The 14,181-nt window shown below is 71.4% G+C and carries 10 protein-coding genes; 5 read left to right on the top strand and 5 right to left on the bottom strand.

Annotated elements, in window-relative coordinates:
- Positions 1–151 precede the first annotated feature (151 nt).
- Complete coding sequence (locus ACFYR3_RS27585; RefSeq protein ID WP_355849608.1) at positions 152–3,880, top strand: ABC transporter ATP-binding protein; 3,729 nt, start codon at positions 152–154, stop codon at positions 3,878–3,880.
- A 21-nt stretch (positions 3,881–3,901) separates the two neighbouring features.
- Here ACFYR3_RS27585 and ACFYR3_RS27590 read toward each other — a convergent pair whose 3' ends face one another.
- Positions 3,902–4,378 carry a hypothetical protein gene (locus ACFYR3_RS27590; protein ID WP_355849611.1) on the bottom strand — a complete coding sequence of 159 codons (477 nt, stop codon included), beginning with the start codon at positions 4,376–4,378 and terminating at the stop codon, positions 3,902–3,904.
- A gap of 184 nt (positions 4,379–4,562) precedes the next feature.
- Between ACFYR3_RS27590 and ACFYR3_RS27595 the strand changes: the two genes are divergently transcribed.
- Positions 4,563–4,952 carry a hypothetical protein gene (locus ACFYR3_RS27595; protein ID WP_355849614.1) on the top strand — a complete coding sequence of 130 codons (390 nt, stop codon included), beginning with the start codon at positions 4,563–4,565 and terminating at the stop codon, positions 4,950–4,952.
- Positions 4,953–5,039: 87 nt separating this feature from the next.
- Complete coding sequence (locus tag ACFYR3_RS27600) at positions 5,040–6,557, top strand: S28 family serine protease (RefSeq protein WP_356783506.1); 1,518 nt, start codon at positions 5,040–5,042, stop codon at positions 6,555–6,557.
- Positions 6,558–6,585: 28 nt separating this feature from the next.
- Here ACFYR3_RS27600 and ACFYR3_RS27605 read toward each other — a convergent pair whose 3' ends face one another.
- Positions 6,586–7,218 carry a hypothetical protein gene (locus tag ACFYR3_RS27605; protein WP_355849620.1) on the bottom strand — a complete coding sequence of 211 codons (633 nt, stop codon included), beginning with the start codon at positions 7,216–7,218 and terminating at the stop codon, positions 6,586–6,588.
- A gap of 110 nt (positions 7,219–7,328) precedes the next feature.
- On the bottom strand, positions 7,329–9,197 hold the full coding sequence (locus ACFYR3_RS27610; RefSeq protein ID WP_389284931.1) for a glycoside hydrolase family 3 protein: 1,869 nt from the start codon (positions 9,195–9,197) through the stop codon (positions 7,329–7,331).
- Between the two features lie 522 nt (positions 9,198–9,719).
- Between ACFYR3_RS27610 and ACFYR3_RS27615 the strand changes: the two genes are divergently transcribed.
- Complete coding sequence (locus ACFYR3_RS27615) at positions 9,720–10,979, top strand: Gfo/Idh/MocA family protein (protein ID WP_389284932.1); 1,260 nt, start codon at positions 9,720–9,722, stop codon at positions 10,977–10,979.
- Between the two features lie 86 nt (positions 10,980–11,065).
- Complete coding sequence (locus ACFYR3_RS27620) at positions 11,066–11,698, top strand: GNAT family N-acetyltransferase (RefSeq protein ID WP_389284987.1); 633 nt, start codon at positions 11,066–11,068, stop codon at positions 11,696–11,698.
- A 123-nt stretch (positions 11,699–11,821) separates the two neighbouring features.
- On the opposite strand, the gene ACFYR3_RS27625 is transcribed toward ACFYR3_RS27620, so the two are convergent.
- Together ACFYR3_RS27625 and ACFYR3_RS27630 are read right to left on the bottom strand one after the other, a co-directional pair.
- Complete coding sequence (locus tag ACFYR3_RS27625; RefSeq protein ID WP_355849629.1) at positions 11,822–12,715, bottom strand: MHYT domain-containing protein; 894 nt, start codon at positions 12,713–12,715, stop codon at positions 11,822–11,824.
- 213 nt (positions 12,716–12,928) lie between these two features.
- Complete coding sequence (locus ACFYR3_RS27630; RefSeq protein WP_389284933.1) at positions 12,929–13,864, bottom strand: GNAT family N-acetyltransferase; 936 nt, start codon at positions 13,862–13,864, stop codon at positions 12,929–12,931.
- Between the last annotated feature and the right edge of the window lie 317 nt (positions 13,865–14,181).

The following is a 14,181-nucleotide window of genomic DNA, read 5'->3' on the forward strand; positions in this document are numbered from 1 at the left end:
GCCCGTATTCCCGCATTCGCACGCCTGTACGTCTTCTTCCGCCCGCCCGGCCAACCTGCCCGGCGGGCGGATGATTGTTGCGGAGGGATGAAATCCGCTCCGTCCGGCGTTGGTGCCTTCCGGCGGAGTGAGATCTACGGAAGGCACTGGAGTGGCAACGGAGCAGGGTTGGGCGCGGCGGCTCGCCGGGTACGCGTGGCGGTACCCGAAGGACGTGGTGCTCGCGCTCGGCTCCTCGCTGGGCGGCATGGCCCTGATGGCGGTGGTCCCGCTGGTCACCAAGGTGATCATCGACGACGTCATCGGCGACCACAGCCGCGGCATGGCCCCCTGGGCGGGCGTGCTCCTCGGCGCCGCCGTCCTCGTCTACGTCCTCACCTTCATCCGCCGCTACTACGGCGGCCGGCTCGCCCTCGACGTCCAGCACGATCTCCGTACCGACATGTACGAGACGATCACCCGGCTGGACGGGCGGCGCCAGGACGAACTGTCCACCGGGCAGGTCGTGGGCCGCGCGACCAGTGACCTCCAGCTCATCCAGGGCCTGCTCTTCATGCTCCCGATGACCATCGGGAACGTCCTGCTGTTCCTGATCTCCCTCGGGATCATGGCCGCGCTGTCCCTCCCGCTCACCCTGGTCGCGCTGGCCGTCGCCCCGGCCCTGTGGGTCGTCGCCAAGCGCAGCCGCTCCAAGCTGCACCCCGCCACCTGGTACGCGCAGGCGCAGGCCGCCGCCGTGGCGGGTGTCGTCGACGGCGCCGTCAGCGGCGTCCGCGTGGTGAAGGGCTTCGGCCAGGAGGACCAGGAGACCGGCAAGCTGCGCGAGGTCGGGCGGCGGCTCTTCGCGGGCCGGCTGCGGACCATCCGGCTCAACGCCAAGTACACCCCAGCCCTCCAGGCCGTGCCCGCCCTCGGCCAGGTCGCGATGCTCGCGCTCGGCGGCTGGCTGGCCGTGCGCGGCCAGATCACGCTGGGCACCTTCGTCGCCTTCTCCGCGTACCTCGCCCAGCTCGTCGGACCGGTGCGGATGCTGGCCGTCGTCCTCACCGTCGGACAGCAGGCCCGCGCCGGCGCCGAGCGGGTCCTCGAACTGATCGACACCGAGCCGTCGATCAAGGACGGCACCAAGACCCTGCCGGCCGACGCGCCCGCCACCGTCGAGTTCGACGACGTGTCGTTCGGCTACGCGGAGGGCCGGCCGGTCCTGGACGGCCTGAGCTTCGAGATCCGGCCCGGCGAGACCCTCGCCGTCGTCGGCTCGTCCGGCTCCGGCAAGTCGACGGTCTCGCTGCTGATGCCCCGCTTCTACGACGTGACGCACGGCGCCGTCCTCATCGGCGGGCACGACGTCCGCGAGCTGACCACCCAGTCGCTGCGCGCCGCGATCGGGCTCGTCCCCGAGGACTCGTTCCTCTTCTCCGACACCGTGCGCGCCAACATCGCCTACGGCCGCCCCGACGCCACCCAGGACGAGATCGAAGCCGCTGCCCGCGCCGCCCAGGCGGACCGTTTCATCGCGGAGCTGCCCGGCGGCTACGACACGAAGGTCGGCGAGCACGGCCTCACCCTCTCCGGAGGCCAGCGCCAGCGTGTCGCGCTGGCCCGCGCCATCCTCACCGACCCGCGGCTGCTCGTCCTCGACGACGCCACCTCCGCCGTGGACGCCCAGGTCGAGCACGAGATCCACGAGGCACTGGGGCACGTCATGCAGGGCCGTACGACCCTGCTGATCGCCCACCGCCGCTCCACCCTCAACCTCGCCGACCGCATCGCCGTCCTCGACGGCGGCCGGCTCGCCGACATCGGCACCCACGAGCAGCTCCAGGCCCGCTCCGCCCTCTTCCGGCGGCTGCTCACCGACCCCGACGAGCTGGGCGGCGTCTCCCCGGGCCACGCCCTGCCCGCGGCGCCGCAGGAGGACACCTCCGTACGGGACGAGCTGGACGCCGAGTTCGACGCCGAGCGCGGGGTGACACCGCACCTGTGGACCGGTGACCGCGAACCCAGGGACAACGCGCTCGAAGGGATGCCCGCCACCCCCGGACTCCTCGCCCAGGTCGAGGCGCTGCCCCCGGCCACCGACGTCCCGGACGTCGACGAGGCCCGCGCGGTCGGGGCCGAGGACTCCTACGGACTGCGCAGACTGCTGCGCGGCTTCGGGGCCCCGCTGCTCATCAGCCTCGCCCTGGTCGCGGTCGACGCGGTGATGACACTGCTGCTGCCCATCCTGATCCGGCACGGCATCGACCAGGGCGTCAACCGGCTCGCGCTCGGCGCGGTGTGGGCGGCGGCCGCGCTCGCGCTGGTCACCGTGCTCGTCCAGTGGGCGGCGCAGATCGGCGAGACCCGGATGACGGGCCGTACCGGCGAGCGGGTCCTGTACGCGCTGCGTCTGAAGATCTTCGCGCAGCTCCAGCGCCTCGGGCTCGACTACTACGAGCGGGAGCTCACGGGCCGGATCATGACCCGGATGACGACCGACGTCGACGCCCTGTCCACGTTCCTGCAGACCGGGCTCGTCACCGCCTTCGTCTCCGTCGTCACCTTCTTCGGCATCATGGTCGCCCTGCTGGTGATCGACGTACAGCTGGCGCTGGTCGTCTTCGTGACGCTGCCGCCGCTGGTCATCGGCACGTTCTTCTTCCGCCGGGCGAGCGTCAAGGCGTACGAACTGGCCCGCGAGCGCGTGTCGGTGGTCAACGCCGATCTCCAGGAGTCGGTGTCCGGGCTGCGGATCCTCCAGGCCTTCCGGCGCGAGGACGCGAGCGCGCGGCGGTTCGCCGAGGGCAGCGACAGCTACCGCAGGGCCCGGATCCGCGGCCAGTGGCTGATCTCCGTCTACTTCCCGTTCGTCCAGCTGCTGGCCTCGGGAGCCGCGGCGGCCGTGCTGATCGTCGGCGCCCAGCGGATCGACTCCGGCACGCTCACGACCGGCGCGCTGGTCGCCTACCTCCTGTACATCGACCTGTTCTTCGCACCCGTGCAGCAGCTCTCGCAGGTCTTCGACGGCTATCAGCAGGCCACCGTCTCGCTGGGCCGCATCCAGGAACTGCTCCGCGAGCCGACCTCGACCAAGGCCGCCGCCGAACCGCTGGAGGTGCCGTCACTGCGGGGCGAGATCGCGTTCGAGGACGTCGACTTCGCGTACGGCCCCACGGGCGAGGCCGAAGAGGCGCTCAGCGCGGTGTCGTTGCGCATCCCCGCCGGGCAGACCGTCGCCTTCGTCGGCGAGACCGGCGCGGGCAAGTCGACGCTCGTGAAGCTGGTCGCGCGGTTCTACGACCCGACGGGCGGGCGGGTGACGGTCGACGGCAGGGATCTGCGCGACCTCGACATCACCGCCTACCGGCACCGGCTCGGCGTCGTCCCCCAGGAGGCCTACCTCTTCCAGGGCACCGTCCGCGACGCCATCGCCTACGGCCGTCCCGGCGCCACCGACGCCGAGGTGGAGGCCGCCGCCCGCGCGGTCGGCGCGCACGACATGATCGCCACGCTGGACCGCGGCTATCTCCACGAGGTCGCCGAGCGCGGCCGCAACCTCTCCGCGGGACAGCGCCAGTTGATCGCGCTGGCCCGCGCGGAGCTGGTCGATCCGGACGTGCTGCTCCTCGACGAGGCGACGGCCTCGCTGGACCTGGGGACGGAGGCCCTGGTCAACCAGGCCACCGACCGGCTGGCGGGCCGCCGCACGACTCTGGTGGTCGCCCACCGGCTGACGACGGCCGCCCGCGCGGACCGGGTCGTGGTGATGGACCACGGCCGCGTCACCGAGGACGGCACCCACGACGAACTGCTCCGCCTCGACGGCCGTTACGCCGCGCTGTGGCGGACCTTCGTGGGTTCCCCGGAGCCCGAGGAGCCCGTCAGCTCCTCGGCTTGATGTCAGTTCCCGGGCCCGATGTCAGCTCCTCGGCTTGATGTCGGAGATCCTCTTCGTCGCCAGATCCGACTGCACCGTCAGGTACGTGTACGTCGGGTGCTGGACGGAGCCCCAGGTCAGCCGGACCGTCGACCAGGTGTGCCCGGCGCCGCTGTCGCCCGGCGTCACCTTCCACGCGCTGGGCACGTCCTGGGCGCGCAGCACGCCGTCGGCGTGCTGGCGGTTCTCCCACCCGGCCAGCCGGGTGCGGAACCCCGGGGTCAGGTAGAAGGACCGCAGTTGGGTGCTGAGACGGCCGGAGCCCGTGTCGGTCACGGCGTCGATGTAGGCGCCGTAGAAGTCGGCCACGCGGTCGTAGACGGGACCGTTGCTCCCGCTGCGGGCGGGCGGCGGAGCGGTGGAACTCGCGACGGCCGGCACCGAGGCGCCGGCGGTGATCAGAAGGGCCGCGGCCACGAGTGCGCGGTTGGTCGTGCGGGATGACTTGATGCCGGACATGAACTACCACCTTTCGTTTTCTGATCAGTTGGACCCCGGGTAAACGGGCACGGTTGCCCTGAAAAAGGGAAAAACCTCTCGCGAGTGAGGCGGGACCGACAGCGATGTCGTAGCGGTACGCAACCATCCGCCGTACGTCCTGCGTCCGTACACCAGTACGCTGATTGCTGCGGGAGGGACGACAGTGGACAGTGGTGCGATACGCCGACGGCTGGCGCTGGGGCTGGCCGTGCTGACCGCGGCCGGACTGCTCGCGTTCATGAGTCCGGGCAGTGCCCTGGCCGCCCCGTCCTCCTGTTCGGGCCGCAAGGTCCGCACGTTGCCCTTCACGACCGGCTCCGTACAGGTGTACAAACGCAGCGGTTACGTCTGCGCCGTGACCTTCCCCGGGGCGCGGGGCTCGCGCAAGCGGATGTCCGTCAGCGTGCAGGCGCGCGGTGGCCGGCCGGTGATGGACTCCGGGCACTTCGCGCATCACGCGGGTCCGGTCACCCTGTACGCGGGCCATCGCTGTGTCCGGGTCAAGGGCTCGGTCGGTTCGGGATCGGTGAGTTCCGGCTGGATCCTCTGCTGAGTCGTACATGGCCCAAGAACCCCTGGTGTCACGGGAGTTGCTCCGTTAGGTTCCGGCGGACATCTGCCTATTCCCAGGGGAGAGTGCATGCGCAAGGCGCTCAGATGGCTGCTCGCGCTCACGGTGCTCATAGGCACGCTGAGCACGGCGGGGGCGGCCACCGCGGCCCCCAAGCTCTCGGCTTCGCTCGAGCAGGGGGGACCCCCATCGCCGGAGGCCCACGGCACGACACGAACCACCGGCACCACCAGTACGGCTGACAGTGCTGTGGACGGAGACATCCTCGACCGGCTTCTCGCGATCCCGGGCATGAGCCTGATCCAGGAGAAGCCCTACACCGGCTACCGGTTCTTCGTCCTGAATTACACCCAGCCGGTCGACCACCGGCACCCGTCCAGGGGCACGTTCCAGCAGCGCATCACCGTGCTGCACAAGGACACCGCGCGCCCGACGGTCTTCTACACCGGCGGCTACAACGTCTCGACCACCCCGAGCCGCCGCGAGCCGACCCAGATCGTGGACGGCAACCAGGTCTCGATGGAGTACCGCTTCTTCACGCCGTCCCGGCCCGACCCCGCCGACTGGTCCAAGCTCGACATCTGGCAGGCGGCCAGCGACCAGCACCGCGTCTTCGAGGCCCTCAAGTCGGTCTACGGCCAGAAGTGGATCTCCACCGGCGGCTCGAAGGGCGGCATGACCGCCACGTACTACGAGCGCTTCTACCCGCACGACATGGACGGCGTCGTCGCCTACGTCGCGCCCAACGACGCCGTGAACGACGAGGACTCGGCGTACGACCGTTTCTTCACGTCGGTCGGCACCAAGGAGTGCCGCGACAAGCTGGACGCCGTGCAGCGCGAGGCCCTCGTGCGCCGCGAGCCGCTGGAGAAGAAGTACGCGGCCTACGCCGCCGACAACGGCTACACCTTCACCACCGTCGGCAGCCTGGACAAGGCGTACGAGGCGGTCGTGCTCGACTACGTGTGGGGCTTCTGGCAGTACAGCCTGCTGAAGGACTGCGACACGATCCCGGCGGACTCCGCGCACGCGAGCGACGACGACATCTGGAACTCCGTCGACACCATCTCCGGCTTCTCGTTCTACACCGACCAGGGCCTGGAGCCGTACACGCCGTACTACTACCAGGCGGGCACCCAACTGGGCGCGCCCACCATCCACTTCCCGTACATCGAGAAGAAGTACATCCGCTACGGCTACCAGCCCCCGCGCAACTACGTGCCGCGCGCCATCCCGATGAGGTTCCAGCCGTCGGCGATGCGTGACGTGGACGGCTGGGTCCGCCACCACGCGCACCACATGCTGTTCGTCTACGGCGAGAACGACCCCTGGGGCGCCGAGCGGTTCCGCCTCGGTTCCGGGGCACGCGACGCCTACGTCTTCACGGCGCCGGGCCTGAACCACGGCGCCAATGTCGCGGGACTCGTCGCCGACCAGAAGGCGCTCGCCACCGCCCGCATCCTCGACTGGGCGGGCGTCGCCTCCGCGACGGTCCGGGCGAACCCGTCGGCGGCCCGGCCGCTCGCGAGGTTCGACGCGAGGCTGGACCGGCGTGACGTCGAACGCGAGATGACGCTCCGCCCGTAACCGGATCCCGGCTGTGCCCGCCCCCGGTTCACACCGGGCGGGCGCAGCCCACCGGCCTGGTGCCGCCGAGATCGACGTAGAGCTCCGTGCCGGACGGGCACTTGGAGCGGGCCGTCACCGCCGACGTCACCCTGTACTCCGGGCGCTTTCCGCCCGTGCCGTCGCACGCCGTCTCGCGGACCTGCCCGCGGCCCGATCCGTAGACGCAGTCGCCGACGACGGTCCGGGGGCCTCCGCCGCCGCCCGGGTCGCCGGGGTGCGGGGGTTCGAGTTTGCGCATGCAGGCGTAGCCCTGGGGGACGGCGGCGTCGCCGCTCCTATCGGAGGAGGGCTCGGTCTCGCTGATGTGCAGGACGAAGTCCGTGGTCGCCGGGCAGGACGGGCCGTCCTCGACGTTTCCGTCGTAGCGGGCGATCACCCGGGCGGCGGCCCGTTCGCTGCCGCAGGGCACCTCGGTGAAACTGGTCGTGCCGAAGGAACTGCACTCGCCACGGCCGAGGAAGACCGATCCGTAGCCGGAGGGGCGCGTCGAGGCCGCTGCCGGGTCGGGGGCGGCGGCTCCGGAGCCGGACCAGCGGTCGCAGCCCGAGAGGGCGGCCCCGGCCAGCAGCAGGGCGCACACCGTTCCCGCGGAACGCCGACACACCGCGCTGGCTCGCATGGCTTACCCCCCGACCCCCGCCCAGCGTGACCCGCGGAAGCGGGCACACGCCAGACGTGCGGGGCCCTTTGGCCCACTTGGGGGTGGCGCGCCGGGTGGGCTGCGTAGGGCTAGTACGTCAACCCGTACCCGATCGGATACAGCACCTGTGCCGGGTCGTCCGCCCGCTGCACCGCCACCGGCAGCTTGCCCCGGGGATCCACCCGGCCGGCGATCACCCGGGCGGCGGCGCGCACTTCGACATCGGTCCAGGAGTACGAGGCCAGGCAGGCGCCGACCCCTGGGAGCAGGGCGATGTCGTACGGGTTGCGGATGGCGACGGCGATCACCGGGACACCCGTGGCGAGCAGACGCTCGACCAGGGTCTTCTGGGACCCGGTCGCCGTCACGTTGTACGTCCCGACGACCACCGCGTCCGCGTCGGCCGCCGCGGCGACGGCCTTGGCGATCGTCGTCGCCGACGGTGCCGTACCCGTGGACAGGGCCGTGGCCGTGAAGCCCAGCTCGGTCAGCGCGCCGGCGAGGACAGTGGTGGGCGGCCCGTCGGACAGTGACGGCGAGGCGGGATCGGCGCCCACCACCAGCACCCTCGGGGTACACCGCCGGGACAGCGGGAGCAGCCCCTCCTTGTTGACCAGCAGCGTGGTGGTGCGCTCGGCGATCCGGTCGGCCGCCCTGAGATGTGCCGGGATGCCGACCACCCGGTCGACGCCCCCTTCACGCACGTACGGGTCGCTCAGAACTCCGTGCTTCGACTTGAGCCGCAGGATGCGCAGGATCGATTCGTCGAGGCGGGCCTCGGTCAGCTCGCCGCCGCGTACGGCGTTCAGCACCGCGTTCCACGCGACACTCAGGTCGGGCGGGTTGAGGAGCTGGTCGACACCGGCCTTGAGGGCGAGGACGGGGACGCGGTCGTCGCCGTACTTCGTCCGGACGCCCTCCATGCCCAGCGAGTCCGTCACCACGACGCCGTCGTAGCCCAGTTCGCCGCGCAGGATGCCGGTGAGGATCGGGTGGGAGAGGGTGGCGGGATCGCCGGCCGGGTCGAGCGCCGGGACCATGATGTGCGCGGTCATGATCGAGTCGATGCCGGCGCGGATCGCCGCCCGGAAGGGCACCGCGTCGAGGGCCGACCACAGTTCGCGGCTGTGGGTGATGACGGGGAAGCCGAAGTGGCTGTCCACGGCGGTGTCGCCGTGGCCGGGGAAGTGCTTGGCCGTGGCCGCGACGCCGGAGCTCTGGTACCCCTTCACCTCGGCTGCCACCATGCCCGCCACCGCGTCGGGGTCGGCGCCGAAGGAGCGGACGCCGATCACCGGGTTGGCCGGGTTGACGTTCACGTCGGCGTCGGGGGAGTAGTCCTGGCTGATGCCGATCGCGCGCAGTTCGGCGCCGCCGATGCGGCCCACCGTCCGGGCGTCCGCCCGCGAGCCGCCCGCTCCCAGCGCCATGGCGCCCGGGAACAGTGTCGCGGGCTTGCCCACCCGAGCCACTATCCCGTGTTCCTGGTCGGTGGAGATCAGCAGCGGCAGCCCGCGCGGCTGCTCCAGCGAGGCCCGCTGGATCCCGTTCGACAGGTCGGCGATCTGATGCGGATCCCGGGTGTTGTGCGCCCAGGCGAAGTAGATGATGCCGCCGACGCGGTACTTGGCGATCAGCTCGGCGGCCGTCCGGACGCCGATCTCCTTGAGGTTGGCGTCGATGTCGGCCTGGTCGGGCGCGGTGGCCGAATGGCCGTACACCCGCATGACGAAGAGCTGGCCGACCTTCTCCTCCAGGGTCATGCGGGAGATCAGGGCGCGCAGTGCCTTGTCCCCGTGGGGGCGGGCGTCGGCCGCGTGGGCGCGGGGTCCGGCGGCCAGCGCGGCGGTCATGCCCGCCGTGGCGGCGAGAACCGTACGCCGGGAGGGCCTTGACGGTCTGTCCGGCTCGGTCCGCCCGGACGGTCTTGCGGTGCTTCCCGTGCTGGAGTCGCGCACGAGCGCTCCTTCCCTCGTGAAGGAAACTTCCGAGGAATCACGAATATCCGGGAAGTTTCTTCCAGTCAAGGGTGTGCACAGTATCGGGGAAGGGGCCGCCACCGGCGCAGTTGGAGGGGGGCGCGCCGGTGACGGCGTGCTGCCGGCCGCAGGCGGCGGAGAGGGTTGGTCAGCGATCGCAGCCAGCAGCGAAGCCGACACCGCACTGCGGAGACTCGTCCGGCAGCATGCGGATGTGACGAAGCGCGAGGGGCCCGGGTTCCCGGGATCCGAGGGAACGCCGGAAGTCGGTGCAGGTGGGGTGGATGAGTCGGCCGGGCCATCTCAACCGCGCGTGCGCAGGACGTTCCCGGCCTTCCACGAGGTGTTCGTGACGTGGGCTGCCGCCGGAGCCGCCGGGGAGGACGGCCGAGCCGGACCGGTGAGTGCCGCGGGCGTCTTGTCGCGGAGATCCCGGGCGGCTAGCTTCCCGACGGACGGCGCCAACCGCGCCTGCGACCCGACTGGGAAAGCGGTCCACAGATGCACTCCGTCGCCTCCGTTGTCACACTCGCCGTCGTCGGTGCCGGGGACCGGGGGACCGGCCACGCACGCTGGGCCCTGGACCATCCCGACCGGGCCGAGGTGGTGGCCGTGGCCGAACCCCGGGAGACCCGGCGGCGCCGGTTCGCCGCCGCCCACGCCCTGGAGCCGGACGCCGCGGTGGACGACTGGCGGGTGCTGGCCGCCCGCGGCCGGATCGCGGACGCCGTGCTGATCTGCACCATGGACCGCGAACACCTGGAGCCGGTACTGGAGTTCGCGGCCCTCGGCTACCACATCCTGCTGGAGAAGCCGATGGCCCTGACCGAGGACGAGTGCCGGCGGATCGTCGACGCGGTGGAGAAGGCCGGGGTGACCCTCGCGGTCGGGCACGTCCTGCGCTACACCCGGTACACCCGCGCCGTGAAGGAGGTCGTGGACTCCGGCCGGATCGGGGAGATCGTCAATGTCCAGCACCTGGAACCCGTCGGCTTCTGGCACCAGGCCCACTCCTTCGTCCGCGGCAACTGGAGCCGTACGGACCGGGCGACGTCCATGCTGATGGCCAAGTCCTGCCACGACATCGACTGGTTGCAGCACATCCTCGGGCAACCCCCGGTCCGCGTATCCAGTTTCGGACGCCTCTCGCACTTCCGGCCCGAGAACAGGCCCGAGGGCGCCGCCGACCGCTGCCTGGACTGCGCGGTGGAGAACACCTGCCCGTACTCCGCCCGGCGCGAGTACGGCGACCGGCTCGCCCGGGGCGAACACCACTGGCCGCTGAGCGTGCTGGTCGACGACTTCACCCCCGAGGCGCTGGACACCGCCCTGCGCGAGGGCCCGTACGGGCGATGCGTGTACGCCTGCGACAACGACGTGGTCGACCACCAGGTGGTGTCGATGGAGTTCGCCTCCGGGGCCACCGCCACCTTCACCATGACCGCCTTCACCGAACAGGCCGACCGCCGGACCCGGATCTTCGGGACCCGCGGCGAACTGCGCGGCGACGGCGAGAGTCTGAGCGTCTACGACTTCCTGACCCGGACCGAGGAGGCCGTCGACCTCGCCGCCGCGGGCGGTATGGACGCGGCGGGCGGCCACGGCGGTGGCGACGCCGGTCTCATGGACGCGTTCGTCGCCGCCGTCGCCACCGGGAACCCCGGCCTGGTGAAGTCGGGCCCGCGGGAGTCCCTCACCAGCCATCTCACCGTCCTGGCCGCCGAACGCGCCCGGCACGCCGGTACCGTCGAGGCCGTATAACCACTGGACACGCGTCGCCCCGACCGCATAGGAATCGCAGCGGACAGATACCGGGCGGCGAAGGGTGCGGGGCGTTGGCTTTCCAGATGAAGGGGCCGGTTCTCGAAGGCGGGCTGGTACGGCTGGAGCCGCTCGGCCACCGGCACACGACCGACCTCGCCGAAGCCGCCGAGGAACACCGGGACTCCTACGCGTTCACCTGGGTGCCCCGGGCCGACGAGGTCGGGGACTACGTCGACGCGCAGCTCGCCCGCGCCGCGACGGGCATGCTCGCCCCCTACGCCCAGGTGTCCCTGGCCTCCGGACGGGCGGTCGGCGCCACGTCCTACTGGGAGCCGCGTTCCTGGCGCACGGACGACCGGCTCGACGCCGTCGAGGTCGGGTTCACCTGGCTCGCCTCCTCCGCGCAGGGCACGGGCCTGAACGCGGAGTCGAAGTTCCTGCTCTTCCGGCACGCCTTCGAGGAGTGGGGCGTCTCCCGCGTGGACCTGAAGACCGATGCCCGCAACTCCCGCTCCCGCGCCGCGATCGAGCGCACCGGCGCCCGCCTCGAAGGCGTCCTGCGCAACTGGTCCCGCTCCTGGGCGCCGGGCGAGGACGGTCTGCTGCGCGACTCCGCGATCTATTCGGTGACGGCCGCGGAATGGCCCGAGTGCCGGGACCGGCTGGCCGCGAGGGTACGCAGAGCGACCCTCGCGGCCACGGATACCGTCCGCTAGGGGTCCGTCAGGGGCACACACCGCCGCAGCGCTCACCGGGCCAAGTGGGCTGCCGTGGCGCGCGGTCCCGCTCACCCGCTCCACCACGAAAGACCGACCGGTGTCCCGACGGGACGGCGGAGCTCACCGCCCGCGCTGGGCGGCGCGCCGGCCCGCCCGCTGGTCCCGGGGGTCGAAGAGGGACTCGGTGCGCGGCGGGTGCGCGGGGCGCTCGGGAACGGCGGCCGTGCCGCGGCGCCGACGCGGGGTGGCCCGGCTCCAGTCCCCGTCGCCGAGGACGAGCTGGGGGTCGAACATGACCACCACTCCGGCCAGGATCAGGAAGACGACCGGTCCGATGAGCATGGGCAGCAGGATCGAGGTGGGCGACGCGTTGCCGTTCATCCCGGTGATGTACGACGCGTCGGTCGCGCCGCGCAGGTGCACTCCGAGGGCGGCCATGCCGGTGTAGTGCATGCCGGTCAGGGCGATGCCCATGAGGAGACTCGCGCCGAGGGCGGCCGGGAAGCCCCGGTAGGAGGCGGCGGCCCACAGGGCGGCGGTCGCGGCGGCGACCGCGATCAGCACGGAGGCCCCGACCGTGAGCGAGTCGTACTCGAGGGACCCGTTCAACTGGAGCGCCGCCATGCCCAGGTAGTGCATGGCGGCCACGCCGAGCCCGGTGAAGATCCCGGCGGCGGTCAGGGTGGCGGTGGTGGCTCCGCGATATCCCACGGCGAAGACACCGACGCCGACCACCGTGATCGCCACGACGAGACTGAGCCCCGTCAGACGGGCGTCGTAGTCGATCTGGATCCCCTGGATCCGGAAGCCGACCATCGCGACGAAGTGCATGGTCCAGATGCCGCAGCCGATGGTCGCCGCCCCGAGCACCAGCCAACCCGGCTTCCACGACTGCCGGTTGTACAGAGAACGGACGACGCAGCGCAGCCCCAGAGCGCTGCCCAGACAGGCGACGAGGTAGGAGACCACCGGAGTCACCAGCCCGTATCCGAAGCCGTCCACGGTGCCTTGCATATATGCCAACTCCCCCTGAGAACGGGTTACTTGGGGGAGTACGGTCTCGCACTCAGGTTGCGTGAGCGGTCACGTACGGTAGGTCTTTGAGTTAACTCTGTGATGCGGCTTCGCTCAGCGGGCGGACGAGTTGTTCACATCTTGGGATCGACGGACGTCTCCCCGCGCCGTACCGGACGCCTGCCCGCGCCCCTTGGCGGCGTCCGGGCCGGGTCACTCCGGGTCGACGCGCAGGTCCAGCCGCCAGTCCTGGCCCACCAGATCCGCGCCGAAGGACCGGTGCGGTTTCTCGGCGACCAGAACGAAGCCGTGGCGCCGGTAGATGCGGCGGGCGGCGGCCAGGACGTCGTTGGTCCACAGGACGAGCTCGTGATAGCCGACGTCGCGCGCGAACTCGGTGACGGCTCCGACGAGACGGTCGCCGATGCCGAGACCCCGCGTCTCCGGCTCGACCAGCAGCAGACGCAGACGGGCCGTGCCGGGAGCGTCGTCCCGTACGCACATCACGCATCCGACGGGCCGCCCGTCGAGCTCGGCGATCCACACCCGCTCCAGGTGGGGGTCGTGATCCTCGGCGAAGTCGGCGACGATCCTCGCGACCAGGCCCTCGTAGTCGGTGTTCCAGCCGTACTCGGCCGCGTACAGCGCCGCGTTGCGCTGCACGATCCAGCCGAGGTCGCCGGGGCCCGGTTCGCGCAGGACGACATCCTCGCGGCGGGGCGCGGCCCGCCCGTCGCCCAGGAGCGTCCGCACCGTGCGCATCGCCTCCGCGAGCCGCAGCCGGTCGGCGGGGGCCACGGTCTCCAGCAGGGAACCCACGGTCTGGCGCGCCCGCTCGTCGAGCAGACCGGCGGCCTCCCGGCCGCGCGCGGTGAGCGTGATCCTCCGACGCCGCGGGTCCTTCTCGGACGCGGCGCGCTCGACCAGCCCGTCCTGCTCGAACTTGTTCAGAATCCTGCTCAAGTAACCGGAGTCCAGGGAGAGTTCGGCCCGGAGATCGGCGGCGTCCACCTGGGACGTGTGCGCCAGTTCGTAGAGGACGCGGGACTCGGTCAGCGTGTACGGCGCGTAGAGATGACGGCCGTAGTCGAGCGCGCCGATGACGTTCGTGTAGAAGCGGTTGAAGGAGCGGATGTCCTGGATGGTCATGATCGGCCCCGAGTGTTGGCTGTACACGGTCGGCCTGCTGTCCTCCTGGGTACCTGACCCAGTCAGAGATAATCGCCAACCCGAGCATAGAACCGCCGGGCCTCTGGGGCCTACCCTGCGGTGCGGTGGCCTCGGCGGTTTTCGGGTTCCGGTCCGGCCGGTGGGTGGGTCGGGGCCGCGCCGGTACATCCGCCCGCATCCGAACGGATCCCAGCGGCGTTTCGAGATGCGGGCGGGTCGTGATCCGTCCGGCCTGCGGGCATTCGATGTACCGGCACGTCCCCTCCCGCGCGTCCCCGGCTGCGGGTGCGTCGTGG

The sequence above is a fragment of the Streptomyces sp. NPDC005784 genome, assembly GCF_042871525.1.
Classification (GTDB): domain Bacteria; phylum Actinomycetota; class Actinomycetes; order Streptomycetales; family Streptomycetaceae; genus Streptomyces.